28 protein-coding genes and 2 pseudogenes are annotated in these 26,080 nt (G+C 62.5%); 26 read left to right on the top strand and 4 right to left on the bottom strand.

From position 1 onward, the window contains the following. The first annotated feature begins 32 nt into the window (after positions 1-32). Entirely contained in the window at positions 33-2,111 is a 2,079-nt protein-coding gene (locus H9K75_RS07525; protein WP_187725302.1) for a DEAD/DEAH box helicase, read from the top strand. A gap of 131 nt (positions 2,112-2,242) precedes the next feature. Here H9K75_RS07525 and H9K75_RS07520 read toward each other — a convergent pair whose 3' ends face one another. Next, entirely contained in the window at positions 2,243-3,478 is a 1,236-nt protein-coding gene (locus H9K75_RS07520) for a multidrug effflux MFS transporter (protein WP_187725301.1), read from the bottom strand. Positions 3,479-3,642: 164 nt separating this feature from the next. Next, positions 3,643-4,122 (bottom strand): copper chaperone PCu(A)C, encoded by a 480-nt coding sequence (locus tag H9K75_RS07515; protein WP_187725300.1) that lies wholly within the window; start codon positions 4,120-4,122, stop codon positions 3,643-3,645. 361 nt (positions 4,123-4,483) lie between these two features. Here H9K75_RS07515 and H9K75_RS07510 point away from each other — a divergent pair, with 361 nt between their 5' ends. The 3 genes from H9K75_RS07510 (at position 4,484) to H9K75_RS07500 (ending at position 6,879) form a co-directional block, all read left to right on the top strand. Then, positions 4,484-5,284: an amino acid ABC transporter substrate-binding protein gene (locus H9K75_RS07510; RefSeq protein WP_187725299.1), complete on the top strand. Its 801-nt coding sequence runs from the start codon at positions 4,484-4,486 to the stop codon at positions 5,282-5,284. A gap of 160 nt (positions 5,285-5,444) precedes the next feature. Beyond that, entirely contained in the window at positions 5,445-6,098 is a 654-nt protein-coding gene (locus H9K75_RS07505; RefSeq protein WP_187725298.1) for an amino acid ABC transporter permease, read from the top strand. After that, on the top strand, positions 6,079-6,879 hold the full coding sequence (locus H9K75_RS07500) for an amino acid ABC transporter ATP-binding protein (RefSeq protein WP_319016890.1): 801 nt from the start codon (positions 6,079-6,081) through the stop codon (positions 6,877-6,879). Before H9K75_RS07505 ends, H9K75_RS07500 begins: the two co-directional genes overlap by 20 nt. Before the next feature lie 15 nt (positions 6,880-6,894). Here H9K75_RS07500 and speE read toward each other — a convergent pair whose 3' ends face one another. Both speE and speD read right to left on the bottom strand, forming a co-directional pair. After that, positions 6,895-7,860: a polyamine aminopropyltransferase gene (gene speE, locus H9K75_RS07495; RefSeq protein ID WP_187725297.1), complete on the bottom strand. Its 966-nt coding sequence runs from the start codon at positions 7,858-7,860 to the stop codon at positions 6,895-6,897. A gap of 1 nt (position 7,861) precedes the next feature. Next, the gene (gene speD, locus H9K75_RS07490) at positions 7,862-8,278 is read right to left on the bottom strand and encodes an adenosylmethionine decarboxylase (RefSeq protein WP_187725296.1); all 417 of its coding nucleotides are present in this window, start codon (positions 8,276-8,278) and stop codon (positions 7,862-7,864) included. A gap of 360 nt (positions 8,279-8,638) precedes the next feature. Here speD and H9K75_RS07485 point away from each other — a divergent pair, with 360 nt between their 5' ends. The 22 genes and pseudogenes from H9K75_RS07485 (at position 8,639) to hisF (ending at position 25,696) form a co-directional block, all read left to right on the top strand. Beyond that, complete coding sequence (locus H9K75_RS07485) at positions 8,639-9,481, top strand: ABC transporter ATP-binding protein (protein ID WP_187725295.1); 843 nt, start codon at positions 8,639-8,641, stop codon at positions 9,479-9,481. Continuing rightward, the gene (mlaE, locus tag H9K75_RS07480; protein WP_187725294.1) at positions 9,478-10,260 is read left to right on the top strand and encodes a lipid asymmetry maintenance ABC transporter permease subunit MlaE; all 783 of its coding nucleotides are present in this window, start codon (positions 9,478-9,480) and stop codon (positions 10,258-10,260) included. The genes H9K75_RS07485 and mlaE overlap by 4 nt, the downstream gene beginning before the upstream one ends. Before the next feature lie 14 nt (positions 10,261-10,274). Further along, positions 10,275-10,763 (top strand): outer membrane lipid asymmetry maintenance protein MlaD, encoded by a 489-nt coding sequence (gene mlaD / locus H9K75_RS07475; protein WP_187725293.1) that lies wholly within the window; start codon positions 10,275-10,277, stop codon positions 10,761-10,763. Next, positions 10,760-11,527, top strand: coding sequence for an MlaA family lipoprotein (locus tag H9K75_RS07470; protein ID WP_187725292.1), 768 nt, complete (start codon positions 10,760-10,762; stop codon positions 11,525-11,527). The genes mlaD and H9K75_RS07470 overlap by 4 nt, the downstream gene beginning before the upstream one ends. A 165-nt stretch (positions 11,528-11,692) precedes the next feature. Continuing rightward, positions 11,693-12,331, top strand: coding sequence for an MlaC/ttg2D family ABC transporter substrate-binding protein (locus H9K75_RS07465; RefSeq protein ID WP_187725291.1), 639 nt, complete (start codon positions 11,693-11,695; stop codon positions 12,329-12,331). Between the two features lie 51 nt (positions 12,332-12,382). Then, positions 12,383-12,652, top strand: coding sequence for an STAS domain-containing protein (locus H9K75_RS07460; RefSeq protein WP_187725953.1), 270 nt, complete (start codon positions 12,383-12,385; stop codon positions 12,650-12,652). 111 nt (positions 12,653-12,763) lie between these two features. Continuing rightward, positions 12,764-13,680, top strand: a pseudogene (locus tag H9K75_RS07455) (ABC transporter ATP-binding protein). Next, the gene (locus H9K75_RS07450; protein WP_187725290.1) at positions 13,677-14,432 is read left to right on the top strand and encodes an ABC transporter permease; all 756 of its coding nucleotides are present in this window, start codon (positions 13,677-13,679) and stop codon (positions 14,430-14,432) included. The pseudogene H9K75_RS07455 and the gene H9K75_RS07450 overlap by 4 nt, the downstream one beginning before the upstream one ends. A 67-nt stretch (positions 14,433-14,499) precedes the next feature. Next, positions 14,500-14,751 (top strand): BolA family protein, encoded by a 252-nt coding sequence (locus tag H9K75_RS07445; protein ID WP_187725289.1) that lies wholly within the window; start codon positions 14,500-14,502, stop codon positions 14,749-14,751. Positions 14,752-14,864: 113 nt separating this feature from the next. Further along, positions 14,865-15,506: an ATP phosphoribosyltransferase gene (gene hisG, locus H9K75_RS07440; protein WP_404826435.1), complete on the top strand. Its 642-nt coding sequence runs from the start codon at positions 14,865-14,867 to the stop codon at positions 15,504-15,506. Positions 15,507-15,542: 36 nt separating this feature from the next. Then, on the top strand, positions 15,543-16,862 hold the full coding sequence (hisD, locus tag H9K75_RS07435) for a histidinol dehydrogenase (RefSeq protein ID WP_187725287.1): 1,320 nt from the start codon (positions 15,543-15,545) through the stop codon (positions 16,860-16,862). A gap of 215 nt (positions 16,863-17,077) precedes the next feature. After that, on the top strand, positions 17,078-18,658 hold the full coding sequence (locus H9K75_RS07430; RefSeq protein WP_187725286.1) for a hypothetical protein: 1,581 nt from the start codon (positions 17,078-17,080) through the stop codon (positions 18,656-18,658). A gap of 252 nt (positions 18,659-18,910) precedes the next feature. Further along, positions 18,911-19,177 (top strand): DUF6364 family protein, encoded by a 267-nt coding sequence (locus H9K75_RS07425; protein WP_187725285.1) that lies wholly within the window; start codon positions 18,911-18,913, stop codon positions 19,175-19,177. Next, on the top strand, positions 19,174-19,599 hold the full coding sequence (locus tag H9K75_RS07420) for a PIN domain-containing protein (protein WP_187725284.1): 426 nt from the start codon (positions 19,174-19,176) through the stop codon (positions 19,597-19,599). Before H9K75_RS07425 ends, H9K75_RS07420 begins: the two co-directional genes overlap by 4 nt. Positions 19,600-19,665: 66 nt before the next feature. Further along, positions 19,666-20,787 carry a histidinol-phosphate transaminase gene (gene hisC / locus H9K75_RS07415; protein ID WP_187725283.1) on the top strand — a complete coding sequence of 374 codons (1,122 nt, stop codon included), beginning with the start codon at positions 19,666-19,668 and terminating at the stop codon, positions 20,785-20,787. Next, on the top strand, positions 20,784-21,419 hold the full coding sequence (gene hisB, locus H9K75_RS07410) for an imidazoleglycerol-phosphate dehydratase HisB (protein ID WP_187725282.1): 636 nt from the start codon (positions 20,784-20,786) through the stop codon (positions 21,417-21,419). The genes hisC and hisB overlap by 4 nt, the downstream gene beginning before the upstream one ends. A gap of 59 nt (positions 21,420-21,478) precedes the next feature. Further along, positions 21,479-22,146, top strand: a pseudogene (gene hisH / locus H9K75_RS07405) (imidazole glycerol phosphate synthase subunit HisH). Positions 22,147-22,205: 59 nt separating this feature from the next. Further along, positions 22,206-22,946, top strand: coding sequence for a 1-(5-phosphoribosyl)-5-[(5-phosphoribosylamino)methylideneamino]imidazole-4-carboxamide isomerase (gene hisA, locus H9K75_RS07400; protein WP_187725281.1), 741 nt, complete (start codon positions 22,206-22,208; stop codon positions 22,944-22,946). Beyond that, positions 22,946-23,956 carry a UDP-glucose 4-epimerase GalE gene (gene galE / locus H9K75_RS07395; protein WP_187725280.1) on the top strand — a complete coding sequence of 337 codons (1,011 nt, stop codon included), beginning with the start codon at positions 22,946-22,948 and terminating at the stop codon, positions 23,954-23,956. The genes hisA and galE overlap by 1 nt, the downstream gene beginning before the upstream one ends. Beyond that, positions 23,953-24,453: an aldose epimerase family protein gene (locus tag H9K75_RS24700; RefSeq protein WP_264293989.1), complete on the top strand. Its 501-nt coding sequence runs from the start codon at positions 23,953-23,955 to the stop codon at positions 24,451-24,453. Before galE ends, H9K75_RS24700 begins: the two co-directional genes overlap by 4 nt. Next, positions 24,450-24,824, top strand: coding sequence for an aldose epimerase family protein (locus H9K75_RS24695; RefSeq protein ID WP_264294028.1), 375 nt, complete (start codon positions 24,450-24,452; stop codon positions 24,822-24,824). The genes H9K75_RS24700 and H9K75_RS24695 overlap by 4 nt, the downstream gene beginning before the upstream one ends. A gap of 92 nt (positions 24,825-24,916) precedes the next feature. Further along, a complete protein-coding gene (gene hisF / locus H9K75_RS07385; protein ID WP_187725279.1) occupies positions 24,917-25,696 on the top strand; it encodes an imidazole glycerol phosphate synthase subunit HisF in 780 nt (259 codons plus the stop codon). The last annotated feature ends 384 nt before the right edge of the window (positions 25,697-26,080 follow it).

The raw sequence follows: 26,080 nt of genomic DNA, 5'->3' as shown, positions 1-26,080 counted from the left end.
TCCGCAGGTAACGCCTGCGGCTGCATATATACATGACTGACTCTTTGCATTCGCAGGGCGATTTCGCGCCTGCAGACTCCGCTTTGCCTGAAGAAAACTTTGTTTTCGCTTCCGAAGCCACAAACGAATCCGCCGACGACAACGTCGACGTCTCTACCACGACTCCTGAAGTCGAAAAAGGCCCGAACCTGTTTGCCGAGCTGGGCCTTGCGCCCGAGCTGGTGCAGGCCGTGGTGGACCTTGGCTACACCAAGCCCACGCCGGTTCAGGAACAGACCATTCCCTACGCGATGGAAGCCGATGGCGACAGCGATCGTTTCATCGACCTGATGGTTTCCAGCCAGACCGGCAGCGGCAAGACCGCCGCCTTCCTGCTGCCCGTGCTGCACACGCTGCTCAAGCAGCAAGATGAGCAAGTGGCGCTTGAACGCGCGGAATACGAGCGCCTGTGCGCCGAAGCCGCAGCCAAGGGCGAACCCGCTCCAAAGCGCAATCGCCGCAAGGACCCGACCAATCCGCGTCATTTCAAGGCAGCCGTTCCCGGTGCCCTGATCCTGTGCCCGACGCGCGAACTGGCCCAGCAAGTGGCGCATGACGCCATCGAGCTGGTGCGTCATTGCAAGGGCCTGCGCATCGCCAACGTGGTGGGCGGCATGCCTTACCAGCTGCAGATCGCCAAGCTGCAGAACGCCAACCTCGTGGTGGCCACGCCGGGCCGGCTGCTCGACCTGCAACGCTCGATGCAGATCAAGCTCGACCAGGTGCAGTTCCTCGTGGTTGACGAAGCCGACCGCATGCTCGACCTGGGCTTCTCGGACGATCTCGCCGAAATCAACCAGATGACCAGCCAGCGCCGCCAGACCATGATGTTCAGCGCCACGTTCGCGCCGCGCATCCAGCAACTCGCCATGCGCGTGATGCACGACAACGGCGCTTCGGTGAAGAAGATCCAGATCGACTCGCCACAAGAGCAGCACGCCAACATCACGCAGACGCTGTTTTGGGCCGACAACGCCCAGCACAAGCGCAAGCTGCTCGACCACTGGCTGCGCGACACGTCGATCAACCAGGCGGTGGTGTTCGCGAGCACGCAGATCGAATGCGATGGCCTCGCCAACGATCTGCAGCAAGATGGTTTCTCTGCCGTGGCACTGCACGGCGCTCTGAGCCAGGGCCTGCGCAACCGTCGATTGATGGCGCTGCGCAACGGCCAGGTGCAGATTCTGGTGGCGACCGATGTGGCAGCACGCGGCATCGACGTTCCCACGATCACGCACGTGTTCAACTTCGGTTTGCCGATGAAGGCGGAGGACTACACCCACCGCATCGGCCGTACCGGTCGCGCTGGCCGTCAGGGTCTGGCCGTGACCTTTGCAGAGTTCCGTGATCGCCGTCGTGTGTTCGACATCGAGGCCTATACCAAGCAACGCTTCAAGCCTGAAGTGATTCCTGGCATGGAGCCCCAGCAGCGCGCACCGCAGCCCGACTTCGGTCGCGGCGGCCGTGGTGGTGCCGGCGGCAATGGCGGCAAGCGCCATGGCGGCGGTGGACGCGGCGGTTTTGGTGGTGGCCGTGATTCCGACGGCTATGGCCGCAAGCAAGGCTTCGGCGGCTTTGGTGGTGGTGACCGTGGCGGCGAACAGCGCTCCTTCGGTGGCCAGCGTGACCAGCAGCGCCCCTTCGGTGATCGCGGTGCTGAGCGCAGCTTTGGCGACCGCAACGACCGTGGTGGTGATCGCAATTTCGGTGGTGATCGCGGCGGCCGCTTCGGCGGTGACCGTGGTGGTGAGCGCAGCTTTGGTGCCGAGCGTCGTGAAGGCGGCTTTGGCGGCCGTGATGGCGGCGCACCGCGCGGTGGCTTCGGTGGCGGCGCTCCACGCGGCGAGCAGCGTTCTTCTTCGTTCGGTGGCGGTGATCGCGGTGGCGACCGCTCCGCCTCGTTCGGCGGCGGCGCCCGTCGCGAAGGTGAAGGTTTTGGTGCTCGCAAGCCGGCTGGCTTCGGTGCCGAGCGCCGCGAAGGTGGCTTTGGTGATCGCAAGCCATCGCATGCACACACCAAGTCGGGTGCAGGTGCCAAGCCTTACGCACCGCGTACGCGCACGCCTCGTTGAGATTCGTTGAATTGAGACGGTAAGAAGGCCGGGGTGGATTGACCACCCCGGCCTTTTTTTGTTCGGTCAAATGGACCCTGAGCAAGCGGCGTGCGCCGTTGCCAGCCGTTCCGTTTATTGCCCGCTCATGCTCATTGGCTGTGCGACACGCGGCCAATGTCCGGCCAGCGGTGATGCAGGTAAATCCACGCGAACAGCCCCACGCACATCAGCGCGAGAGAGGTGGCCGCGAGGCCGATTGCCGAATGCATCACGAGCGGAGCCAGCACCCCGGCAACGAGGCCGTTGGCGGTGGAACCGATAAATGCCTGCATCGACGATGCCATGCCGCGCCGCTGCGGATAAAGATCGAGTACCAACAGCGTGACCACGGGCACCATCAAGGCCCAGCCGAATGCGAAGACCGCAATCGGCAGCATCGCCCAGGCCGGATGGGGCTTGAGGAACAGGTTGAGCGCCAGGTTGAGCAAAGCGACGGTGAGCATGATCACGAAGCCGTGGCGGATCTGGCGCTTGGGCGGAATCTTCCCGGCGAGGCGGCCACTGACCCACGCGCCGCCCATGATGCCGCTGATGGTCAGCACGAAGAACCAGAAGAATTCGGTAGGCCCAAGGTGCAGCAGGTCGCCGAGGAATGCGGGCGCGGAAAGCACATAGAGGAACATGCCGTTGAACGGCACGCCGCTTGCGAGCGCCAGCAGCAGAAAGCGCGGGCTGGTACCGAGCTGCCAGTAGCCACGCATCAGATTCGCCGCGTCGAATGGCTGGCGGTCCTTACGGGGCAGTGTCTCGGGCAGCAGACGGTAGTTGGCGATCCACAGAACGATGCCGACGCCGGTGAGAAACCAGAACACGCTGGCCCAGCCCAGATAGACCGAAAAGAATCCCCCGACGATGGGCGCAACGGCGGGCGCCACACCGAAGAAGATGGTCACCTGGCTCATCACACGCTGGGCCTCTGCGGGCGGAAACATGTCGCGGATCACGGCGCGCGAAACGACGATGCCCGCGCCTGCCGACAGCCCCTGCATGGCGCGAAAGAGCACGAGCTGACCGATGGATTGCGACAGCGCGCAGCCCGCAGACGCGAGCGTGTAGACCACGATGCCCCAGAGCACCACGGGTCTGCGTCCGAAACTGTCGGACAGCGATCCGTGGAACAGCGTCATGAACGCGAACGCAAACAGGTAGGCCGACAGCGTCTGCTGCATTTGCACGGGCGTCGCCTGCAGCGCGCTCGCAATCGCGGGAAATGCGGGCAGGTAGGTGTCGATGGAAAACGGCCCGAGCATGCCGAGCAGCGCCAGCAGCACGGCGAGCGCCCAGCGCGGAGAGTTCCATTGTTTGTCGGCTTGACCAGAGGGCATGAATTCTTGTTGTAGTTGTATATGGAAAAGAAAAGGGCGGTGAGCGGCGCTTCAAAAGAAACGCCGTCGGCATCTTTCAATCAATGCATCAGATTGAATGGATGCTGACGGCGGATTATCAGGCATGCGGCGAGCTTGGCGCCGCGAAACCAGCCGTTGGGCGGTCAGTGCTTGTGCTTGCCGTGATCCATGGCTGCCGGGGCGTTGGCGTTCAGCGCGCGCACTTCGGCGTTGACATCAACCGTGCTTTCCTTTCCGGCAGCATCCTTGAAGACCAGAGTCAGCGGCACCTGGCTGCCCGCGGCCATTGCCTTGGACAGGTCCATCAGCATCACGTGATAGCCACCGGGCTTGAGTTCGAGTGCTTCACCGGCCTTGATCGCGATGCCCGGATCGACCTTGCGCATCTTCATCACGTTGTCTTCCATCTTCATCTCGTGCACTTCGGACACGGGCGCGGCGCTGGTGCGCACACCGACCAGCGTGGTGGGCTCGGTGCTGGTGATGCGCATGAAGGCACCTGTGGATTTCTGCTGGGCGACCGTGGCACGAACCCAGGCGTCCTGCACCTTGACTTCGGCATGGCTCAAGGTGCTGACAAAGGTGAGTGCGGACAGGGCGACGGCGGAGAGTATGTGACGCATGAAAAGTACCGGTTGAATGGCTGAAAGATGAGATCGGAATATTGTCTGACGACTGAGCCGGGTTTGGCGCATTGCCGGTCCGCAACCAAGGATGTTGCGCGCGGTCAGGGCCTGAGCGGGTTGATGTATTCTTGTGATTGCTATTTTTTAGGTAGCAGAAAATCACCTATTCATGGGTTGTTTCAGACGGTGGGCTTCGGCCTTGTAATAAATGGCCCGTGCAATTGGTGCGACTCATGACTCTTGTGCTCAAGCTGGGCGAAAATAGAGGGTTATTTTCTTGTGACCGGGTTCCATGAAGGCGGGCAATTGCCTGCGGGCCGGGTCTTCTCTTTTTTTCTTTTAACTTTTCATCAAGACCATGAAAAAGATTGCCGCTGTCGCGCTTCTCGCTTTGGGTGCCGCTCTGGTTGGATGCAGCAAAAACGAAACTCCTGCGCCCTCGGCCGCACCTGCGCCGACTCCGGCGGCGGTCACCAAGATCGTAGTGGGACTCGATGACAATTTCCCCCCAATGGGCTTTCGCGACGAGAAGAACGAGATCGTCGGCTTCGATATCGACATGGCTCGCGAAGCCGCCAAGCGCATGGGCGTAGAGGCCGAGTTCAAGCCCATCGACTGGAGCGCCAAGGAAGCCGAGCTCTCGGGCAAGCGCGTCGATGCGCTGTGGAACGGCCTGACCATCACCGACGAGCGCAAGGAAAAGATCGGCTTCACCGCTCCCTACATGGAAAACCACCAGATCATCGTGGTGGCCGCCAAGTCGGCAATCAACAACAAGGCCGACATGTCCGGCAAGGTCGTGGGCGCTCAGGAAGGCTCGTCTGCCGTGGACGCCGTGAAGAAGGACGACGCGGTGTTCAAGTCGTTCAAGGAATTCAAGACCTTCGGCGACAACGTGACCGCGCTGATGGACTTGTCCGCTGGCCGCCTGGAAGCCGTGGTGGTGGATGAAGTCGTGGGCCGCTACTACGTCGCCAAGAAGCCTGATGAGTACCGCGTTCTCGACGAGAACTTCGGCACCGAAGACTATGGCGTCGGCGTTCGCAAGGACGACACGGCCCTGCTCGAAAAACTCAACAAGGCCATGACCGACATGAAGGCCGACGGCACCGCGGCCAAGATCGCGACCAAGTGGTTCGGCAAGGACATCGTCAAGTAATCGACCAGCCATCGGCCAGCCTTTCGCTGAGCCTTCTTCGTGACGCCGCAGCGGCCCGGTGGGCCACTGCGGTGTTCTTGCACAAAACGATGCGCAGCGCGCGTCGCAGGCGTTTCGGGGCCCATCGTCCCGGCGTCTTCGGGGCTCTCAAGCTTTCCGTATGGACTACGTTCTCTCCCTTCTCGGACCACTTGCGCAGGGCGCAACCGTCACGCTGAAGCTGTTCGCAATCACGCTGTTGCTGGCCGTTCCGCTCGGACTGGTGCTGGCGCTCGCGCGCGTGTCGCACTTCAAGCCGCTCTCGGCGCTTGTCAACGGCTACATCTGGCTCATGCGCGGCACGCCGCTGATGCTGCAGATGCTGTTCATCTATTTCGCGCTGCCGTTCGTTCCGGTGATCGGCGTGCGCCTGCCGGACTTTCCGGCCGCCGTGGTGGCCTTTGCGCTGAACTACGCGGCCTATTTCGCGGAGATTTTCCGCGCGGGCATTCTGTCGGTCGATCGCGGTCAATACGAGGCCGCGAAGGTGCTCGGCATGAGCTATCCGCAGACCATGCGCCGCATCGTGCTGCCGCAGATGGTGCGCAGCATTCTGCCGCCGATGAGCAACGAGACGATCACGCTCGTCAAGGACACCTCGCTGATCTACGTGCTCGCACTCAATGACCTGCTGCGCGCCGCGCGCGGATTCGTGCAGCGCGACTTCACGACCACACCATTCATCGTGGCCGCGGCCTTCTACCTGATCATGACGCTGGTGCTCACATGGGGCTTCCAGCGCCTGGAAAAACGCTATGCCAAATATGACGAATGACGCGAACGCGAACACGCCCCGCACGGCGATGATCGACGCGCGCGACATCACGAAGGCGTTCGGCGCGACCCAGGTGCTGCGCGGCGTGTCGCTCGAACTTGCCAAGGGCGAGGTGGTCGCCGTGATCGGCCCCTCGGGTTCGGGCAAGAGCACGTTTCTGCGCTGCCTCAATCATCTGGAGACCATCGACAGCGGCACGATCGAGGTCGAGGGCAAGACACTGGTGACCACCGACGCCAGCGGCAAGCGCAGCTATGCGCCCGAGGGTGAGGTGCGCGCCATCTGCCGCAAGATGGGCATGGTGTTCCAGCACTTCAATCTGTTTCCGCATCTGACCGTGCTTGAGAACATCATCGAAGCGCCGATGATCGTGCAGAAGATCTCGCGCGCCGAGGCGATTGCGCGCACCGAAAGGCTGCTCGCCAAGGTGGGCCTCTCGGCCAAGCGCGACAACTATCCGTCGCGCCTGTCGGGCGGGCAGAAGCAGCGCGTGGCGATTGCGCGCGCGCTGGCGATGGAGCCCGACATCATGCTGTTTGACGAGCCGACGTCGGCGCTCGATCCCGAGTTGACGGGCGAAGTGCTGCGCACCATGCGCGAGCTGGCCGACGAGCGCATGACGATGCTGGTCGTCACGCACGAAATGGGCTTTGCGCGTGAAGTGGCAAACACCGTGGTGTTCATGGACCAGGGCGAACTGATCGAATCACGCCCCGCGCAGGAGTTCTTTGCCGATCCGCGCCACGAGCGCGCCAAGGCCTTTCTTCACCACATGCTGTAAACGCAGCGTCCCGGGCTATGCCGACTGGATCACGACGGTCGGCAGATCCGCGGGATTGCGCACCTCGCCGAGCGTCTCGCCACGCCGCAGCGGCATCGCGGGCTCGGCCAGCAACTCGCGCACGAAGTTCGGCTGGGCCAGCAGCGCATGGTGCACGGCGCCGTTGTAGAGCTGCAGCGACCCGATGCCGCGCGATGCGATGCGCGCATCCACTTCCTCTATGCTGACGTGCGCCGGATCGGTGGATTCCGATGCCATCGCCATGCACCACAGCGTGCCATAGAGCGGCACGTATTGCAGATACGGACGAAACACCGGAAACACCTGTCGCACCGATGCCGCGATGCGCTTGAGGCTTTGCGGCAGATGGATCGGCGAGCCGAGATGCAGCGACATCACGCCTTCGGGCGCGAGCGCGCGGCGGCAGGCCTCATAGAACTCGACCGTGTAGAGATCGGTCGCGGGGCCGAACGGATCGGTGAGATCGAGCACGATCTGGTCGAATGATTCATCCGTCTGCCCGATGAAATCGCGCGCGTCGCCGATGCGGATTTCCACCCGTGGATCGTCGAGCGCGCCCCGATGGATTTGCGCAAGCCACTCGCGCGCGACGCAGAGAACTTCGGCATCCAGTTCGGCAAGCACGACGCGCTCGATGTCCGGCAGCTTCAACAGTTCCTCCACCGCGCCGCCATCGCCGCCGCCCACCACGAGCGCGCGGCGCACCCCTTGGTGCGCAATCGCCGGCAGGTGCACCATGGGCTCGTGGTAAAAGAATTCGTCGCGCTCCGAGGTCATGAAACAGTCGTCGATGCGCATGACGCGGCCAAACTGCTCGTTCTCGAAGATCTCGATGTGCTGCCACGCCGACTGCCGACTCACGAGCAGGCGGCTGTTCTTCAGGTAGAAGCCGAAGTCCGGGTTCAGGCGCTCGGCCGCATAGGACTGTGTCGCGGCCTGCTTCAGTTCAAACGCTCCCATGTCAGGCGCGCTCGACGCTGTGCAGGTGCGGGTCGTTCGGATTGAAGGCAGCCATCAGGTCGTCGAACAGCTGTTGCGCCTTCGGACGGTTGTTGCTCGTGTGGTTGCAGACGTAGACGTCCAGCGTGACATAGCCCGACTCGGGCCAGGTGTGGATGGACAGATGCGATTCGGCCAGCACCACCACGCCGGTCACGCCGCCGCCTTCGCCAAAACTGTGAAAGAGGCTGCCCACCGATGTGAGAGCAGCCGAGGCAACGCGTTCCTTGCAGAAGGACTCCAGAAATTCGGCATCCAGCATCAGGCGAGAGTCGCAAAGACAGCCGTACAGGTCTCCAATCAGATGCAGACCGCTCGCCTTGCGTGCGGCCGGGGAGTTGATTGCGGGGAGGATGGCGTTCTGGACGTGGTTCTTCATTGAACTCGGGGCCCTTTCCTTACAAGTGGAGGCGATAAAACGGCCATCCCTTCCACAATGCGGGAAGATGGCCTCGGAAAATGTTGCATTGCGACATCACGGCGCAATGAAAAAAGCGATTGCTGCAGTCTGTTGCAGTGCTGCACGTGTCCGGAAATGCGGGGACTCACTTCAGGAAGAGTCCATGCAACTTGCAGGCCGCGCGCTGCCGCCTGCTTGGTACAGAACGCACAAGTATAGTCAAGCGCCGTTTGGGAAACAGTTCGTTCATGCCCGTGTGTCGCAAGGGCGAAGGCCTTTCCCCCTATGATGCGGGGTTGCTCGTCACTGTTCGGTGCGGGCACTCGATTGCTTTTATCCATGCCTGAAACCGCTTCCCTCGTCACCGATCCGCTCGTCGAGTTCCGCAACGTCCATTTTGGATACGGCGAACGTGCGATCCTGAGCGACGTCAGCCTGAGCGTGCCGCGCGGCAAGGTGACTGCGCTGATGGGTGCGTCGGGCGGCGGCAAGACCACCGTGCTGCGCTTGATTGGCGGCCAGCAGATGGCGCAGGGTGGCGAGGTGTTGTTCGACGGCAAGAACGTCGGCGCGATGGACATGAAGGCGCTGTACGCCGCTCGCCGCCGCATGGGCATGCTGTTCCAGTTCGGCGCGTTGTTCACGGACATGAGCGTGTTCGAGAACGTGGCGTTTCCGCTGCGCGAGCACACCGATCTCTCCGAGGAACTGATCCGCGACATCGTGCTCATGAAGCTCAACGCCGTGGGCCTGCGCGGGGCGCGTGACCTCATGCCGAGCGAGATTTCCGGCGGCATGGCGCGGCGCGTGGCGCTGGCGCGTGCGATTGCGCTGGATCCCGAACTCATCATGTACGACGAGCCGTTTGCCGGTCTCGATCCGATCTCGCTGGGAACGGCCGCGCAACTGATCCGCCAGCTCAATGATTCCATGGGCCTCACGACGATCATCGTGTCGCACGATCTTGAGGAAACCTTCCGTCTGGCCGATCACGTGATCATTCTGGGCGCGGGCACCATTGCCGCGCAGGGCACGCCCGACGAGGTACGCAACAGCAGCGATCCGCTGGTGCACCAGTTCGTCAATGCGCTGCCGACGGGGCCGGTGCCGTTTCACTATCCGGGGCCTGCCGTGGCAGATGATTTCGGTCCGGTGGGCGGCGTATCGGGAGGCAGGTCATGAGCTGGTGGCGTCCTTCCGACATAGGTTTTGCTGTCCGCAGCAAGCTGGTCGATCTCGGCCAGGGTGCGCGTCTGTTCTGGCGCATGTTGCAGCTTGGCGGCGAGGTCTTCAGGCGGCCCGGTCTGGTGCGCGACCAGGTGCATTTTCTGGGCAACTACTCGCTGTCGATCATCGCCATGTCGGGCTTGTTCGTCGGTTTCGTGCTGGCGCTGCAGGGCTACAACATCCTGCAACTGTATGGCTCGACCAATGCGCTCGGTCTGGTGGTCACGCTCGGGCTGGTGCGCGAGCTGGGCCCGGTGGTGACGGCGCTGTTGTTCGCGGGGCGCGCGGGAACATCGCTCACGGCCGAGATCGGGTTGATGCGCGCGGGCGAGCAACTCTCGGCCATGGAAATGATGGCGGTCGATCCCGTGCGCCGCATTCTCGTGCCGCGCTTCTGGGGCGGCGTGATTGCCATGCCGCTGCTCGCGGCGGTGTTCAACGCCGTCGGCGTGATCGGCGGGTGGGTCGTCGGCGTGATCATGCTCGGCGTGGATTCCGGTGCGTTCTGGGGCGCGATGCAAAGCAGCGTCGATGTCTGGAAGGACGTGGGCAACGGCGTGGTCAAAAGCTTCGTCTTCGGCGTTGCCGTGACCTTCGTGGCGGTGCTGCAAGGCTACGTGGCCAAGCCCACGCCAGAGGGCGTTTCGCGCGCCACGACGCGCACGGTGGTGATCGCGTCGCTTTCGGTGCTGGGGCTGGACTTCCTGCTCACCGCGCTGATGTTCAGTATTTGAGAAAGTAGCAAACCATGCAGCAATCCAAGAATGATGTCTGGGTCGGCCTGTTCGTGCTGTTGGGCGCGGCCGCACTCGTGTTCCTTGCCCTGCAATCCGCCAACCTGCTGAGCCTGAACTGGAAGCCGGGCTATGCCGTGACCGCACGTTTCGACAACATCGGTGGCCTGAAGCCCCAGGCCGCAGTGCGCAGCGCCGGTGTGGTGGTGGGGCGCGTCAAGGGTATTTCCTTCAACGACCAGACCTTCCAGGCCAATGTGCATCTGGAGCTGGACAAGCAGTACAAGTTTCCCAAGGACAGCTCGTTGAAGATTCTCACGAGCGGCCTCCTGGGTGACCAATACATCGGAATAGAGGCGGGAGCCGACGATGCCAATCTGGCGGAAGGTGACACAATCACGGCGACGCAGTCTGCTGTGGTGCTGGAAAACCTGATTGGACAATTTCTCTACAACAAGGCCGAAGAAGGTGGAAGCACCAGCGGGTCTGGCGGTAAAAAATGACTAATTCAAAAACCACCCATTCGAAACGCCTGCTGAGCATCGGCATGGCTGCGCTTGCGATGGCGCTGCTCGCCGGTTGCGCAAGCTCCACCCGTATCTCGGGCCAGCCGCATCCTGACGATCCGTATGAGTCCTTCAACCGCAACATCTACTCGTTCAACGACGGGCTGGACCGCGCGGTGCTCAAGCCCGTGGCGACGGCCTATCAGCAAGTCACTCCCAAGCCGGTGCGCACGGGCGTGAGCAACTTCTTCGCCAATCTCGGCGATGCGTGGTCGTTCGTGAACAACCTGCTGCAAGGTCGCGGCGCCGATGCGCTCGACAGCATGGTGCGCTTCAACGTCAACACCGTGTTCGGCCTCGGCGGGCTGCTCGACATAGCGAGCGAAATGCGTGTGCAGCGCCACAAGCAGGACTTTGGCCTGACGCTGGGCCACTGGGGCGTGCAGACTGGTCCGTATCTGGTGTTGCCGTTCTTGGGCCCCTCGACGATTCGCGATACCGCGGCGCTGCCTGTGGATTGGTATGCTGGCGATCTGGTCGGCCACATCAACGACATTCCGGTGCGCAATTCACTGTACGGCCTGCGCTATGTGGAAAAGCGCGAATCGCTGCTGAATGCGGGCGAGGTGCTGGATGCTGCCGCGCTCGATCCCTATTCGTTCACGCGTGACGTCTACCTGCAGGTGCGCAGCCAGCGCATCGCGCCCAAGAAGGGGCAGGTAGAGAATGAGGATGCGGGCAAGCTGTCCGACGACTATTGATCACTTGCCCGGATCAACATCGGAGCGATTGCGGCGCGGGTTGCAATTGCTTTCAAACCGGTACGTCCGGGACGCAAGAAACACGGGCGGCGTGCTGACAATAACGCGCATGTTGCCAATCACATACATTCAAGCCTGTATGTGAATTCACAAGGAACCTCCAAGATGATGAATCGACGTCTTTTTTCCCAATCCGCCGCCGCCGTGGCATCGCTGGTCCTGATGTCGTTGCCGGTGGCCTCGATGGCCGCCGAGGAGGCACCTGATGCGATGATCAAGCGCCTGTCCAACGAGGTGCTCGAGACCATTCGCAACGACGCCTCGATCAAGTCGGGCGACGTGGACAAGATCATGGTGCTCGTGGATCGCCTGCTGATGCCGCATGTGAATTTCCGCCGCATGACCGCCGCCGCCGTTGGCCCGGGCTGGCGCAAGGCCACGCCCGAGCAGCAAAAGCGTCTGCAGGATGAGTTCAAGGTCCTGTTGGTGCGCACCTACTCGGGTGCCCTGAGCCAGGTGACCAACCAGACCGTGGACGTCAAGCCGATGCGCGCCGCCGCTGGCGACAAGGACGTGCTGGTGCGCACCGAAGTGCGCGGCAAGGGCGATCCCGTGCAGGTCGACTACCGGCTCGAGAAGGACGGCAGCGGCTGGAAGATCTACAACCTGAACGTGCTCGGCGTCTGGATCGTGGACACCTACCGCACGCAGTTCGGCCAGGAAGTCAACGCCAAGGGCATTGACGGCCTGATCGAATCGCTCGTGGCCCGCAACAAGGCCAACGCTGCGGGCAACACCAAGTAAGAAGCAGACCGCAGGAAGCCGATCACCATGAATGCTGCCACCGCTCCGAGCATGCTGGTGCTTCCGCCCGAACTGACCAACGCCCAGGCGACGGCCAGTCTGCGCATGCTGATGCATGCCATGAAGGCGCACAAGGAACAGCATCTGGTGGTCGATGCCGGTGCGCTCAAGGTGTTTGATTCTTCCGCGCTTGCGGTGCTGCTCGAATGCCGCCGCACCGCGCTCGAATTCGGCAAGACCTTTGCCGTCAAGGCACTGCCTGCATCCCTTGCCAGTCTGGCGGGCCTGTACGGCGTGCAGGAACTGCTGGCTTCGGAATGAGCGCGGCGGGGTGGTCGTCGCGCCTGCTGCGGCACCCCGGCGATTCGCGAGGAGCGCTTCAAGACCTTGCCCGGCAGCGATCTGCCCTCCCGAATTAGAATCGTAGGCTACATGCCAGCCGTATCCTTTCAGTCCGTCTCCAAGACCTTCCAAACCCCAAGGGCCCATTCCAGGCGCTGAACGACGTCAGCCTGGACATCGGTGAAGGCGAATTCTTCGGGTTGCTCGGCCCCAACGGCGCGGGCAAGACCACGCTCATCAGCATTCTCGCTGGGCTCGCCAAGGCGACCGGAGGCTCCGTCAAGGTGCTCGGCCACGACGTGCAGGGCGACTTTGCCGCAGCGCGCCGCAGCCTTGGCGTGGTGCCGCAGGAACTGGTGTTCGATCCGTTTTTCAATGTGCGCGAGACGCTGCGCATTCAGTCCGGCTACTTCGGCGTCAAGAACAACGATGCCTGGATCGACGAGTTGCTCGAGAGTCTCGGGCTTGCCGACAAGGCCAGCAGCAACATGCGCCAGCTTTCGGGTGGCATGAAGCGCCGTGTGCTGGTCGCACAGGCGCTGGTGCACAAGCCGCCGATCATCGTGCTGGATGAGCCGACCGCGGGCGTTGACGTGGAGTTGCGCCAGACCCTCTGGCATTTCGTCGCCCGCCTGAACCGCGAGGGCCACACGGTCCTGCTGACGACGCATTATCTGGAAGAGGCCGAGGCGCTGTGCAATCGCGTGGCGATGCTCAAGCATGGCAACGTCGTCAAGCTCTCCAGCATGTCCGATCTGCTCAAGACCGCGACCTCCAATGTGCTGCAATTCAAGACCGACGGAGCGCTGCCCGCCGCCGTTGAAGTGCGCGCCCGGGTCACCGGTCGCATCGTGCAGATCCCCGCGCAGGATGCGGGCGATGTCGAGCAATTGCTCGCGGCGTTGCGCGAGGGCGGCGTGATGCCCGAGGATGTGGAAATCCGCCGCGCCGATCTTGAAGACGTCTTCATCCATGTGATGAACGAGCAGCAGGGAGGTGGGGCATGAACGGCTGGAAAACCCTGCTCAAGAAGGAAGTGCTGCGTTTCTGGAAAGTCGCCTTTCAGACCGTCGGCGCGCCGGTGCTCACCGCCGTGCTCTATCTGCTGGTCTTCGGCCACGTGCTCGAAGGTCGCGTGATGGTCTATGACCGCATCAGCTATACCGCGTTCATCATTCCGGGCCTCGTGATGATGAGCATCCTGCAGAACGCCTTCGCCAACAGCTCGTCGAGCCTGGTGCAGAGCAAGATCATGGGTTCGCTGGTGTTTGTGCTGCTCACGCCGCTGTCGCACTGGGCCTGGTTCAGCGCCTACGTCGGTGCGGCCGTGCTGCGTGGTTTGCTGGTCGGTGTCGGCGTTTTCGCCATCACGCTGTTCTTTTCGGTGCCCGATTTTTCTGCACCGCTGTGGATCATCGTCTTTGCACTGCTGGGCGCTGCCCTCATGGGCACGCTCGGCCTGATCGCAGGCCTGTGGGCGGACAAGTTCGACCAGATGGCTGCGTTCCAGAACTTTCTGATCATGCCGCTGACCTTTCTTTCCGGCGTGTTCTACTCGATCCATTCGCTGCCGGGCTTCTGGCAGGGCGTGAGCCACCTGAACCCGTTCTTCTACATGATCGACGGGTTTCGCTACGGCTTCTTCGGACAGAGCGACGTGTCGCCGTGGACGAGTCTGGCCATCGTCGGATCTGCATGGCTGCTGATCAGCGCGCTGGCCATCCACCTGCTGCGCATCGGCTACAAGATCCGCCATTGATTCGCCGATTCGCTGCGGCCCGGCATGGCCGCAGCGGCATTCATTTTCATCACCTTCCCATCCCACCATGACAGCAGACCAACTCAAGGACCTCATCAGCGCCGGCCTGCCTTGCGAGCACATCACCCTCGAGGGCGATGGTCGCCATTGGTACGCAACCATCGTGTCCGCCGAATTTGACGGCAAGCGCCTGATCCAGCGCCACCAGCGTGTCTACGCGACGCTTGGTGACCGCATGAAGACCGACGAAGTGCACGCGCTGTCGATGAAGACCTTCACGCCCGCCGAATGGGCGGTGCAGGGTGACGCGCAGGCCTGAGAAAATCTTTCGATCCTGCGATTGATTCGCGGTGGCCTCGCAGTGCGCGGCTACGATTGCATGGAAGACGGACTCCGCGACCTCGGAGCCGACGTGGAAAGAATTCAATGACGATGATTACTCTGGCGCTCTCCAAGGGCCGCATTTTTGATGAAACCATGCCGCTGCTGGCCGCTGCCGGCATCGAGGTGCTGGAAGATCCGGAAACCTCACGCAAGCTGATTCTGCCCACGAATCAGCCAAGCGTGCGCGTGGTGATGGTGCGCGCCACCGACGTTCCCACCTATGTGCAATACGGTGGTGCCGATCTCGGCGTGACCGGCAAGGACACGTTGATCGAGCATGGCGGACAGGGACTTTTCAGGCCGCTCGATCTCAACATCGCCAAGTGCCGCGTGAGCGTCGCCGTGCGCAGCGATTTCGACTACGCCCACGCCGTCACGCAGGGCTCGCGCCTGAAGGTGGCGACCAAGTACACGCTCATCGCGCGCGACTTCTTTGCGTCCAAGGGCGTGCACGTCGACCTGATCAAGCTCTACGGCAGCATGGAGCTTGCGCCGCTCACCGGCATGGCCGACGCGATCGTCGATCTGGTCTCCACCGGCAATACGCTCAAGGCGAATCACCTGGTCGAGGTCGAACGCATCATGGACATCAGTTCACACCTCGTCGTTAACCAGGCCGCGCTCAAGCTCAAGCAGGCGCCGCTGCGCCACATCATCGACGCGTTCGCCTCCGCGATTCGCCAGGACTGATCACACTCTTTTTTCTTGCCCGAAAGCCGAGCCACCATGACTTTGCAAGCTGCTCCACTGCGTCTGTCCACTGCTTCGAAGACCTTCGAAGCCGACTTCGCTGCGCGGCTGCACTGGTCGGCTGACACCGACGCGCAGATCGAGCAACGCGTGGCCGACATCCTCGCCGATGTGCAGCAGCGCGGCGATGCAGCCGTGCTCGAATACACGGCCCGCTTTGATGGTCTGGATGCGCAAAGCGTGTCGGCGCTCGAACTCCGCAAGGATGAACTCAAGGCCGCGTTCGAAGGTCTGAACGATGCGCAAAAGCACGCGCTCGAGGCCGCGGCAAGGCGCGTTCGCAGCTACCACGAGGCGCAGAAGAAGGCCAACGGCGAAAGCTGGAGCTACCGCGACGAGGACGGCACGCTGCTCGGCCAGAAGGTGACGCCGCTCGACCGCGTCGGCATCTACGTGCCCGGTGGCAAGGCGGCTTACCCATCAAGCGTGCTGATGAACGCCATCCCCGCGCAGGTTGCGGGTGTCGAGGACATCATCATGGTCGTGCCCACGCCGCGCGGCGAAAAGAACGCGCTGGTGCTGGCTGCGGCCCATGTGGCGGGCGTGCATCGCGCGTTCACCGTTGGCGGCGCGCAGGCGGTGGCCGCGCTCGCCTACGGCACGGCGACCATTCCCAAGGTGGACAAGATAACAGGCCCCGGCAACGCCTATGTGGCCAGCGCCAAGAAGCGCGTGTTCGGCATGGTGGGCATCGACATGATCGCCGGGCCCTCGGAGATTCTGGTGCTCGCCGACGGCACGACACCGCCCGAATGGGTTGCGATGGATTTGTTCAGCCAGGCCGAGCACGACGAACTTGCGCAATCGATTCTGCTGAGCCCGGACGCGGCCTACATCGACGCCGTGCAACGCGAGATCGACCGCTTGCTTCCCGAGATGCCGCGCCGGGACATCATCGCCAGGAGCCTGAATGGCCGTGGCGCATTGATCCTCACGCGCGACATGCACGAGGCCTGCGCGATCAGCAACCGCATCGCGCCCGAACACCTCGAAGTATCGAGCCGCGAGCCGCACAAGTGGGAGCCGCTGCTCAAGCACGCCGGCGCGATTTTTCTCGGTGCCTACACCAGCGAAAGCCTGGGCGACTACTGCGCCGGTCCGAACCACGTGCTGCCCACAAGTGGCACGGCGCGCTTCTCATCGCCGCTCGGCGTGTACGACTTCCAGAAGCGCTCCAGCATCATCGAGGTGAGCGAAGCCGGTGCGCAGGTACTCGGCAAGATCGCGGCGGAACTGGCTTACGGCGAGGGCTTGCAGGGCCACGCGCGGGCGGCGGAAATGCGGCTGTCGAAGTAGATCGAGCATCAGTCGCACCTCGGTCGCTCCGTGAAGCGAGTGACCGGCCTCTCGCCCGTCGAGTTCGAGAGCAGAGTAAACAACAACGATCCGTCGTTCTGGGTGTATCGCCTGTTAAGAGATCATCACCTCGCATAGTTTTGTGCGAAATGTGATAGAAATTGGCGGCCGTGACTGCATCAGGCATTCAAACCCTCGTAACAAGGAACGAAACAATGGCCAGACGTTTGCGTCCCATCGACATCGCAGCCAGTCTCATCCTGGTCAGCGCCGCGGTGCAACCCGCGTTCGCCGCCCGCGAATTCACGCCGCAGGCGGGTACCTGGGTCATCTCCGAAGAGGTGGACGGCCAGCCGGGCAGGGGTGTTGCCATTGACGTGCAGGGCAATACCTTCTTCATGCAGGTGTTCAACTACGCGAAGGATGGTTCGGCCATCTTTCACACGGCCATGGGGCAGATGACGGGCAACAGCGTTTCCGCGCCGCTGATGAAGTATCGCGGAGGCCGGCATTTCGGCAGCGGCGATGCGGCTGCCAGCGAGGATGGCTCGGCGGGAGATGTTGTGGTGACCTTCAACGATGGATTGAGCGGCACGATTCAGCTTCCCGGTGAATCGCCGAAAGTCATCACGCGCATGTTGCTGGTTCAGGGCGATCCGCTGTACCGAAATCTGATGCAGCCTCCGCTTGTGGATGGCTGGGATCCATTCCGCATCATGCGTTGGGTGGGAAAGGACGCTACGGGCGCGCGCAATCTGTGGAATGTGTCGCTCATTCCTGAAGGCCAGGGCGTATTCGGCTTGCACCTGGCGGATCAGAAGCGTGTACCTACTTCGCCTCCATATTATGGTTACGAGACTCCGTACATGAAAATGCGCTGCTCTTTGGCCGAGGCCACGCAAGTCTATGACTGTGAGCGCACGACTTTCCCCACCGGGGAAAGGGTGCAGGGCACCAGTGGGCAGGATCTGGACGTGCCCATTCGCAAGGCAAGATTTCGAATACTCGGCCGCGATGTCGTTGGGACTGTCGTCACGGATCAGGCACCTGCGCAGTCCTTCGAGTTGATGGGAGTGAATCTCGGAGCGCAAGGTGCTGGGAACGACTGCGGAGGTGACCCCTCCACAAGGCAGGGCTATGTGCCCGAATTCGTTGGCGAGGATTCGGTCTGTATCGCAACGGGTACGCCGGCTCCCAAGCATCCAGAAGGTTTTACACACGTTCCCGGTAACTCGGTCCAGCCCGTCAATGGCACATGGATCGTCGAGTCTGAAGATGACGGACGGCCCGGTCGCGGCATTTCGCTCGACGTGCAGGACACGGTGCTGTTTGCGCAGATCGCGAATTTCCGCAAGGACGGCTCGGCCACGTTTCACACGGCGTCGGGTGTATTCGTCGCCAAGTTTGATCAGGGGAACGTGACTCAGACCACGGCGAATTTGATCGAATATCAAGGGGGCCGTTATTTTGGTGGGCCAGGCCGCTCCGCGTATGAGAGCGCGAATGCCGGAGTGGTGAAGATCAGTTTTCCGTACGACTACAACCGGGGCTCAAGAATACTCAGTACCGGCATCATCGAATTTCCGGGCGAGGCCCCGAAAACCATTCGCCGCATGGCATGGCAAAGCGCAGCAAGCCATCTTGAGCGTGTGCTCGGGAGTTCTACCTCCCACGGCAGAGCGAGGAGAGCCCGCCTAAATACGATACGGTTCTTGAGCGGTTGGTTGCACCGGATTTCAACAGCGTCGCCAATGCCGACGGCTCGCTGGTGTGCAATGGGCATACGGATGGCTTGACCGGGCTGCCAGCGGCCCAATGCTTCTGGCGACAGGTTCCGATACCCAGTACCGGTGCCGTTTATGTAGGGCGCGGATCGTTTGTGTGGGATCCCTTTGATCGCATGAGTTACGTTGTGCGCACTCGCGACAGATATGGCAACTGGATGGGGCTGGGCAAGGTGAAATTGCCGGGCCTGGAAATTCCGTAGTGCGTTGACGCAATAGGAACACGAAATTCGTGTTGCACGAATTTCGTGTAAACTCGAGTCTGTGAAAAATCTCACCATCACCGTCGAAGACGACGTGCTCGAATGGGCGCGCATCGAGGCCGCGAGGCGCGGCACCAGTGTGTCTCGCATGGTGGGCGATTTCATGGCGGAGATGCAGCGGCGCGAGGATGCATACGAGCGGGCCTATCTCGCATGGCGCACCGATGAACGCAGTTGGCACGCGGTGTCGTCGCCGCAATCCGGTTCCGCGCCCGCTGGGCGCAAGCTGCGTGTGGCGCGCACGACCGGCGAGGATGTCGCACGATGAGTCCCGTGTTTGTCGATACCTCGGTGCTGATTGCGGCGGAAGACGTGGGTCAGGCCGAACTTCATGCCGCGACGCTCCAATGGCTTGATGCGCTGTGGAAGGCCCGCAGCGGCCGCACCGGCAGTCAGGCGCTGTGCGAGTTCTACGACCAGGTCACGGGCGCGCCCGTGCCGTTGTCGCAGGGCGATGCGCGTGCTGCGATTCGTCGCTATCAGACCTGGAATCCCTGGAAAACCGATGCCGCCACGCTCGAGACCGCCTGGGCCGTGCAGGCGCGCCATCAGCTCGCGTTCGGCGATTGCCTCGCGGTGGCCTGTGCGCAACACAGTGGCTGCGATCAGATGCTGTCGCTGCATTTGCCGCACGGCGCGCAGTTTGGCGGCGTTACCGTGGTGCATCCGCTGCATGCGGCGGCGGGCTGAGCGACCCCCGCATCCCTATCTCCATTTCGCCTTCAAGACGACGATCCAGACGAAGTTTTTCCCATCATGACCACCCTGTCCGCTTCCCAATCCAGAGCCCTTGATCGCATCCGCCCCGACGTGCGCGCCATGCACGCTTACAAGGTTCAGGGATCGGCGGGATACCTGAAGATGGACGCGATGGAGAACCCCTTCAGCCTGCCTGCGCAGTTGCAGGTGGAGCTGGGCAAGCGCCTTGCTGCACTGGAGATCAACCGCTATCCGGGCGAGCGTCAGAACGACCTCAAGGCGGCGCTCGCCGCATATGCGGGCGCGCCCGAAGGCAGCGCGATTCTGCTCGGCAATGGCTCTGACGAAATCATCAGCCTGCTGGCGCTGGCTTGCGCCCAGCCGTTCGATGGTGACCGCGCCAAGCTGCTCGCGCCGATGCCGGGGTTCGTGATGTACCCGATGAGCGCGCAGTTGCAGGGCCTCGACTTTGTGAACGTGTCGCTCGACGCCGATTTTGAAATCGACGTGCCTGCGATGCTGGCCGCGATTGCCGAGCACAGGCCTGCGATCACCTACATCGCCTACCCGAACAACCCGACGGCCACGCTGTGGAGCGAAGCGTCGGTGCAGTCCATCGTTGACGCGGTCGGCGAGCAGGGCGGCTTCGTGGTAATGGACGAGGCCTACCAGCCATTCGCGAGCCGCAGCTGGCTCAGCCGCATGCAGGCCGAGCCCGGGCGCAACGGCCACGTGCTGCTGATGCGCACGCTCAGCAAGTTCGGTCTGGCGGGCGTGCGTCTGGGCTACCTGATCGGCCCGCAGGCGATCGTGAACGAGATCGACAAGGTGCGCCCGCCCTACAACGTGAGCGTGCTGAACTGCGAGGCCGCGATCTTCGCGCTGGAACACGCCGGGGTGTTCGCCGCGCAGGCCCTTGAAATACGCACCGAACGCGCGCGGTTGATTGCCGATCTGCAGCAGATGGCAGGCGTGCAGAAGGTCTGGAACAGCGAGGCCAACATGGTGCTCATCCGCGTGGCGGATGCCGCCAGAACCTATGAGGGCATGAAGGCCCTGAAGGTGCTGATCAAAAACGTTTCTACAATGCACCCATTGCTGGCCAACTGCCTGCGTCTGACGGTCGGAAATGCTGCCGACAACGCCAGAATGCTTGCGGCGCTTCAGGCTTCCCTATGACATCATCACTTGTACCCTCCACCCCGGCGGTCGATGCCAATGCCGACCGCGTCGCCGAAGTGTCCCGCAACACGGCGGAAACGCGCATCAAGGTGCGTTTGAATCTGGACGGCAGCGGCGCATCGCGCATTGCCACCGGCATCGGCTTCTTCGACCACATGCTGGAGCAGATTGCGCGCCATGGCCTGATCGACCTGCAGATCGACTGCGATGGCGACCTGCACATCGACGGTCACCACACGGTGGAAGATGTGGGCATCACCATCGGCCAGGCGTTTGCGCGCGCGGTAGGTGACAAGAAAGGCATTCGCCGCTACGGCCACGCCTATATTCCGCTCGATGAGGCGCTCTCGCGCGTGGTGGTGGATTTCTCCGGCCGTCCGGGCCTGCATCTGCACATTCCGTTCACGGCGGCCAGCATTGGCGGCTTCGATACCCAGCTCACCTACGAGTTCTTTCAGGGTTTCGTGAACCACGCCGGTGTCACGCTGCATATCGACAATCTCAAGGGCATCAACGCGCACCACCAGTGCGAGACCGTGTTCAAGGCCTTTGCGCGCGCGCTGCGCGATGCGCTTGAGCGCGATCCGCGCTCGGCGGGCGTGATCCCGTCCACCAAGGGCTCGCTTTGAGCGGTAGAACAGGCGATTTTTCTTTCCTTCGGCGACAACAGGCATTGGCACACGCAGCTATGAGCAGTGAATCAAAAAGGGTCGCGGTCGTGGACTACGGCATGGGCAATCTGCGCTCGGTGTCGCAGGCCGTGCTTGCGGTGGCTGCCGACAGTGGCTGGAGCGTGGTGGTGACCTCGCGCCCGAGGAAGTTCGTGCGGCCGAGCGCGTCGTGCTGCCGGGACAGGGCGCGATGCGCGACTGCATGCGCGAGCTGCGCGATTCCGGACTGCAGGAAAGCGTGCTCGAAGCCGCCGCGAACAAGCCGCTTTTCGGCGTGTGCGTGGGCATGCAGATGCTGCTTGATCACAGCACCGAGGGCGACACGCCCGGCCTTGGCGTCATCCCCGGGAAAGTGGTCAAGTTCGAGCTCGCAGGTCGCACGCAGGCCGATGGCAGCCGCTTCAAGGTGCCGCAGATGGGCTGGAATCAGGTGCGCCAGTCGCGTCATGCGGGCTCGGTACACCCGCTATGGAGCGGTATTCCCGACGACAGCTTCTATTATTTCGTGCACAGTTTTTACGCCCGACCCGACAGCGCAGAGCATGTGGCGGGCGAGGCCGACTATGGTGGGCATTTTGCTTCGGCCATCGCGCGCGATAATATTTTCGCGACGCAGTTCCACCCGGAAAAAAGCTCCGAACATGGTTTGGCGTTGTTCCGCAACTTCCTGAACTGGAAGCCCTGATTTTCCAACCTTGGTTGGGTCGACCACCTTTTTGACTCGCCCCTCTCCCGCTTACGATCATGCTGCTCATCCCCGCCATCGACCTCAAAGACGGCCATTGCGTGCGCCTCAAGCAAGGCGACATGGATCAATCCACCATTTTTGGTGACGACCCCGCCGCGATTGCGCGTCGGTGGCTGGATGCGGGCGCACGCCGTCTGCATCTGGTCGACCTGAACGGCGCGTTCGCGGGGCAGCCCAAGAACATGATCGCCATCAAGGCCATCCTCAACGAAGTGGGCAGCGAGATCCCGGTGCAGCTCGGCGGCGGCATTCGCGATCTGGACACGATTGAAACCTTCATCGACGCGGGCATGCGCTACGTCATCATCGGCACGGCGGCGGTCAAGAACCCCGGCTTTCTGAAAGACGCCTGCAGCGCCTTTGGCGGCCACATCATCGTCGGCCTCGATGCCAAGGACGGCAAGGTCGCGACCGACGGCTGGAGCAAGCTCACCGGCCACGAGGTGGTCGATCTGGCGAAGAAGTACGAGGACTGGGGCGTCGAATCCGTGATCTATACCGACATCGGCCGCGACGGCATGCTCTCGGGCATCAACATCGATGCCACCGTGAAGCTGGCTCAGGCGCTGTCCATTCCCGTGATCGCATCGGGTGGTCTGGCCGGCATGTCGGACATCGAGAAGCTTTGCGAAGTCGAGAGTGAAGGCGTCGAAGGCGTGATCTGTGGCCGCGCGATCTACAGCGGTGACCTCGATTTTGCGGCCGCCCAAGATCGCGCCGACGAGCTCGCGGCCTGATGATTCTCGTCACTGGCGGAGCCGGCTTCATCGGTTCGCACACCTGCGCGGCGCTGTCCGCGCAAGGGTTGCCCCATGTGATCCTCGACAATTTCTGCAACAGCAAGCCCTCGGTGCTGGAGCGGCTTGCGCGCATCACGGGCGCAGAGCCCGTCTTCGTCAAAGGCGATGTGCGTGATCGGGCGCTGGTTGCGCGCGTGCTGCGTGAACACGGCGTCACGGCGGTGATCCATTTTGCGGGTCTGAAGGCCGTGGGTGAATCGGTGCGCGAGCCGCTCAGGTACTACGACACCAACGTTGCAGGCACCGCCACGCTGCTCGCCGCGATGCGTGAGGTGGGCGTGCGCACCATGGTGTTCTCGTCGTCGGCCACGGTCTACGGCGATGCACCCGAATCGCCGATCCGTGAAAGCGCGCCCACCGGCCCGACCAATCCCTATGGTCACAGCAAGCTGATGTCCGAGCAGATCATGGCGGACCTCGACCGTTCCGAGCCTGGCCAGTGGCGTCTGGCGCGGTTGCGTTATTTCAACCCGGTGGGTGCGCATGCGAGCGGGCTGATCGGCGAAGACCCACAGGACATCCCCAACAACCTGATGCCCTTCGTGGCCCAGGTCGCGGCGGGCGGGCGCAAGGAACTCAGCATTTTCGGTGGCGACTATCCCACCACGGATGGCACCGGCGTGCGCGACTACATCCATGTGAGCGATCTGGCAGACGGCCATGTGGCCGCGCTGCGCTATCTCGAAAAACATCCCGGTGTGCTCACGCTGAACCTCGGCACGGGCGAGCCCGTGTCGGTGCTGCAGATGGTCAAGGCCTTCGAGAGCGCGAGTGGCGTGTCCGTGCCGTATCGCATCGTGGATCGCCGCCCGGGGGACGTGGCCGCTTACTGGGCCGACCCCGAGACCGCGAGGAAAAAGCTCGGCTGGACAGCCGCGCGCAATGTCGAGCAGATGTGCGCCGATGTCTGGCGCTGGCAGAACGGCGAAGCGCGCCGCGTGCAATGAGCGGGACGCAGGCGGTCGGCGCGGATCGGGTGCGCAACGAGACATTGGACCAACAGCCGGTCGTGCGGTTGTCGCTTGCCAACGGCGACACGGTGGTCATCGCACTGCATGGCGCGCAGGTGCTTTCCTGGAGCACGTCGAGTGCTGGCGAGCATTTGTTTCTGAGTCCGCGCGCCGTCCGGGATGGCAAGGCGGCGATACGCGGCGGTGTGCCGATCTGCTTTCCGCAGTTCAACCAGCGCGGCCCGCTTGCCAAGCACGGCTTTGCGCGCAACCTGCCGTGGCGCCTGGAGTCCACCGCGCAGACTGCGGGCGACGCCGAAGCCATCTTCCTGCTGCAGGACGATGCACGGACGCGCGACTGGTGGCCGCACGGCTTCGAGGCGCGGCTCATCGTGCAACTCGCGCCCGGCAGTCTGTGCATGACGCTCGATCTGTTCAACAGCGGCGTCGATGCCTGGAGCTTCACGGGGCGTTGCACAGCTATCTGCGGGTGAGCGATATCGGCCACTTGCGCCTCGAAGGGCTCGACGGTCTTGCGCGCTGGGATGCGGTGCGCGATCTGCGTGACGTGCAGCAGGGCGAGATCGGTTTCGACGGCGAATACGACAGCGTGTTTGCCTCGGCAACGCGACCCATGCAATTGCGGGATCAACAGGGCAGGCCGTCACTCATCGTGGAACACAGCCCAAACTGGGGCAACGTGGTGGTCTGGAATCCCGGTGCCGAGCTGTGCGCGCAATTGCAGGACATGCCCACCGACGGCTACCGCACGATGCTGTGTGTGGAGGCCGCCTGCGTGGATCAGGCCGTAACGCTGAAACCGGGTGAACGCTGGTCGGGTTGGCAGCGGTTGTCTGAAAGCTGATGGCCGTCGCGCCCAGCGAACGCCGAGCTTGTCTGTTGGAATATGCTCGGCTTGTTTTGAATTTTCATTCAGTCTGATTCGGAGATTTCACTGTGCTTGCAAAACGCATCATTCCCTGCCTCGACGTGACCGGTGGCCGCGTGGTCAAGGGCGTCAACTTCGTGGAATTGCGCGACGCTGGCGACCCGGTGGAAATCGCCGCGCGCTACAACGCGCAGGGTGCTGACGAACTCACGTTTCTCGACATCACCGCAACGAGCGATGGCCGTGACCTGATCCTGCCGATCATCGAAGCCGTCGCCAGCCAGGTGTTCATTCCACTGACCGTGGGCGGCGGCGTGCGCACCGTCGCCGACGTGCGCCGCCTGCTCAACGCGGGCGCCGACAAGACGAGCTTCAACTCTGCCGCGATTGCTGATCCCGACGTGATCAACGCGGCGAGTGACAAATACGGCGCGCAGTGCATCGTCGTCGCGATTGACGCCAAGCGTCGCCAGGGTCAGGACGTGAACGAGCGCGGCGAAGGCTGGGACGTCTACAGTCACGGTGGCCGCAAGAACACCGGCCTTGACGCCGTGAAATGGGCGAGCGAAATGGCGCAGCGCGGCGCAGGAGAGATCCTGCTGACCAGCATGGATCGCGACGGCACCAAGTCAGGCTTCGACCTCGCGCTCACGCGCGCGATTGCCGATGCGGTCAGCGTTCCGGTGATCGCTTCCGGAGGCGTTGGCAACATCGACCATCTGGCAGACGGAGTCCAGCAAGGCGGCGCCGACGCCGTCCTGGCCGCGAGCATCTTTCACTTTGGCGAATACACGGTCGGTCAAGCCAAGGAGCGCATGCGCGAGCGGGGAATTCCTGTTCGCTGGTGACGGCATAGCGTGTATTGAGCGAATTCAAACAAAACGCCCCTGGCATTGCACAGATGTCAGGGGCGTTTTGCGTGGCGACCAGACAACGCCGTCACGCGTCAGGCGCTGTACTGGCAGTGGATTCCAAGCATTGTTCAAAGATATTAATTGAAGCGTGATTGTGAGTAAATGCTATAAAGTGCGCTTAGTCGCACAGTATTCGCTACTCATTGCCCATAGGTGGATTTGTTGGGCAACCCGTTTCAACGGCGAAATGTGAGCGCGCACTTGGCGTAGCTGTAAAGCCAGTGCAGTTATGTGCTGGAGAAATCGTCGATGTCTTTGAAATTGGTTCTTGGTGGGCGTGGGCACGAGGCAGCGAATGAATCGCGTGTGCTTGTGAGT

This window comes from Diaphorobacter aerolatus (genome assembly GCF_014489535.1).
Lineage (GTDB): Bacteria > Pseudomonadota > Gammaproteobacteria > Burkholderiales > Burkholderiaceae_C > Diaphorobacter_A > Diaphorobacter_A aerolatus.
The sequence above is the reverse complement of the archived record's forward strand: the minus strand, read 5'-3'. Positions and strand labels throughout refer to the sequence as shown.

Bases quoted from the DNA above. Each gene is read 5' to 3' on its own strand.
- H9K75_RS07505 (WP_187725298.1), top strand. From the start codon at position 5,445: ATGGACTACGTTCTCTCCCTTCTCGGACCACTTGCGCAGGGCGCAACC.
- H9K75_RS07485 (WP_187725295.1), top strand. From the start codon at position 8,639: ATGCCTGAAACCGCTTCCCTCGTCACCGATCCGCTCGTCGAGTTCCGC.
- mlaE (WP_187725294.1), top strand. From the start codon at position 9,478: ATGAGCTGGTGGCGTCCTTCCGACATAGGTTTTGCTGTCCGCAGCAAG.
- H9K75_RS07450 (WP_187725290.1), top strand. From the start codon at position 13,677: ATGAACGGCTGGAAAACCCTGCTCAAGAAGGAAGTGCTGCGTTTCTGG.
- H9K75_RS07515 (WP_187725300.1), bottom strand. From the start codon at position 4,122: ATGCGTCACATACTCTCCGCCGTCGCCCTGTCCGCACTCACCTTTGTC.
- H9K75_RS07460 (WP_187725953.1), top strand. From the start codon at position 12,383: ATGCTGGTGCTTCCGCCCGAACTGACCAACGCCCAGGCGACGGCCAGT.
- mlaD (WP_187725293.1), top strand. From the start codon at position 10,275: ATGCAGCAATCCAAGAATGATGTCTGGGTCGGCCTGTTCGTGCTGTTG.
- hisD (WP_187725287.1), top strand. From the start codon at position 15,543: ATGACTTTGCAAGCTGCTCCACTGCGTCTGTCCACTGCTTCGAAGACC.
- H9K75_RS07465 (WP_187725291.1), top strand. From the start codon at position 11,693: ATGATGAATCGACGTCTTTTTTCCCAATCCGCCGCCGCCGTGGCATCG.
- H9K75_RS07470 (WP_187725292.1), top strand. From the start codon at position 10,760: ATGACTAATTCAAAAACCACCCATTCGAAACGCCTGCTGAGCATCGGC.
- H9K75_RS07445 (WP_187725289.1), top strand. From the start codon at position 14,500: ATGACAGCAGACCAACTCAAGGACCTCATCAGCGCCGGCCTGCCTTGC.
- galE (WP_187725280.1), top strand. From the start codon at position 22,946: ATGATTCTCGTCACTGGCGGAGCCGGCTTCATCGGTTCGCACACCTGC.
- hisG (WP_404826435.1), top strand. From the start codon at position 14,865: ATGATTACTCTGGCGCTCTCCAAGGGCCGCATTTTTGATGAAACCATG.
- speE (WP_187725297.1), bottom strand. From the start codon at position 7,860: ATGGGAGCGTTTGAACTGAAGCAGGCCGCGACACAGTCCTATGCGGCC.
- H9K75_RS07500 (WP_319016890.1), top strand. From the start codon at position 6,079: ATGCCAAATATGACGAATGACGCGAACGCGAACACGCCCCGCACGGCG.
- hisC (WP_187725283.1), top strand. From the start codon at position 19,666: ATGACCACCCTGTCCGCTTCCCAATCCAGAGCCCTTGATCGCATCCGC.
- H9K75_RS24700 (WP_264293989.1), top strand. From the start codon at position 23,953: ATGAGCGGGACGCAGGCGGTCGGCGCGGATCGGGTGCGCAACGAGACA.
- H9K75_RS07430 (WP_187725286.1), top strand. From the start codon at position 17,078: ATGGCCAGACGTTTGCGTCCCATCGACATCGCAGCCAGTCTCATCCTG.
- H9K75_RS07510 (WP_187725299.1), top strand. From the start codon at position 4,484: ATGAAAAAGATTGCCGCTGTCGCGCTTCTCGCTTTGGGTGCCGCTCTG.
- H9K75_RS07420 (WP_187725284.1), top strand. From the start codon at position 19,174: ATGAGTCCCGTGTTTGTCGATACCTCGGTGCTGATTGCGGCGGAAGAC.
- hisA (WP_187725281.1), top strand. From the start codon at position 22,206: ATGCTGCTCATCCCCGCCATCGACCTCAAAGACGGCCATTGCGTGCGC.
- hisB (WP_187725282.1), top strand. From the start codon at position 20,784: ATGACATCATCACTTGTACCCTCCACCCCGGCGGTCGATGCCAATGCC.
- speD (WP_187725296.1), bottom strand. From the start codon at position 8,278: ATGAAGAACCACGTCCAGAACGCCATCCTCCCCGCAATCAACTCCCCG.
- H9K75_RS07525 (WP_187725302.1), top strand. From the start codon at position 33: ATGACTGACTCTTTGCATTCGCAGGGCGATTTCGCGCCTGCAGACTCC.
- H9K75_RS07520 (WP_187725301.1), bottom strand. From the start codon at position 3,478: ATGCCCTCTGGTCAAGCCGACAAACAATGGAACTCTCCGCGCTGGGCG.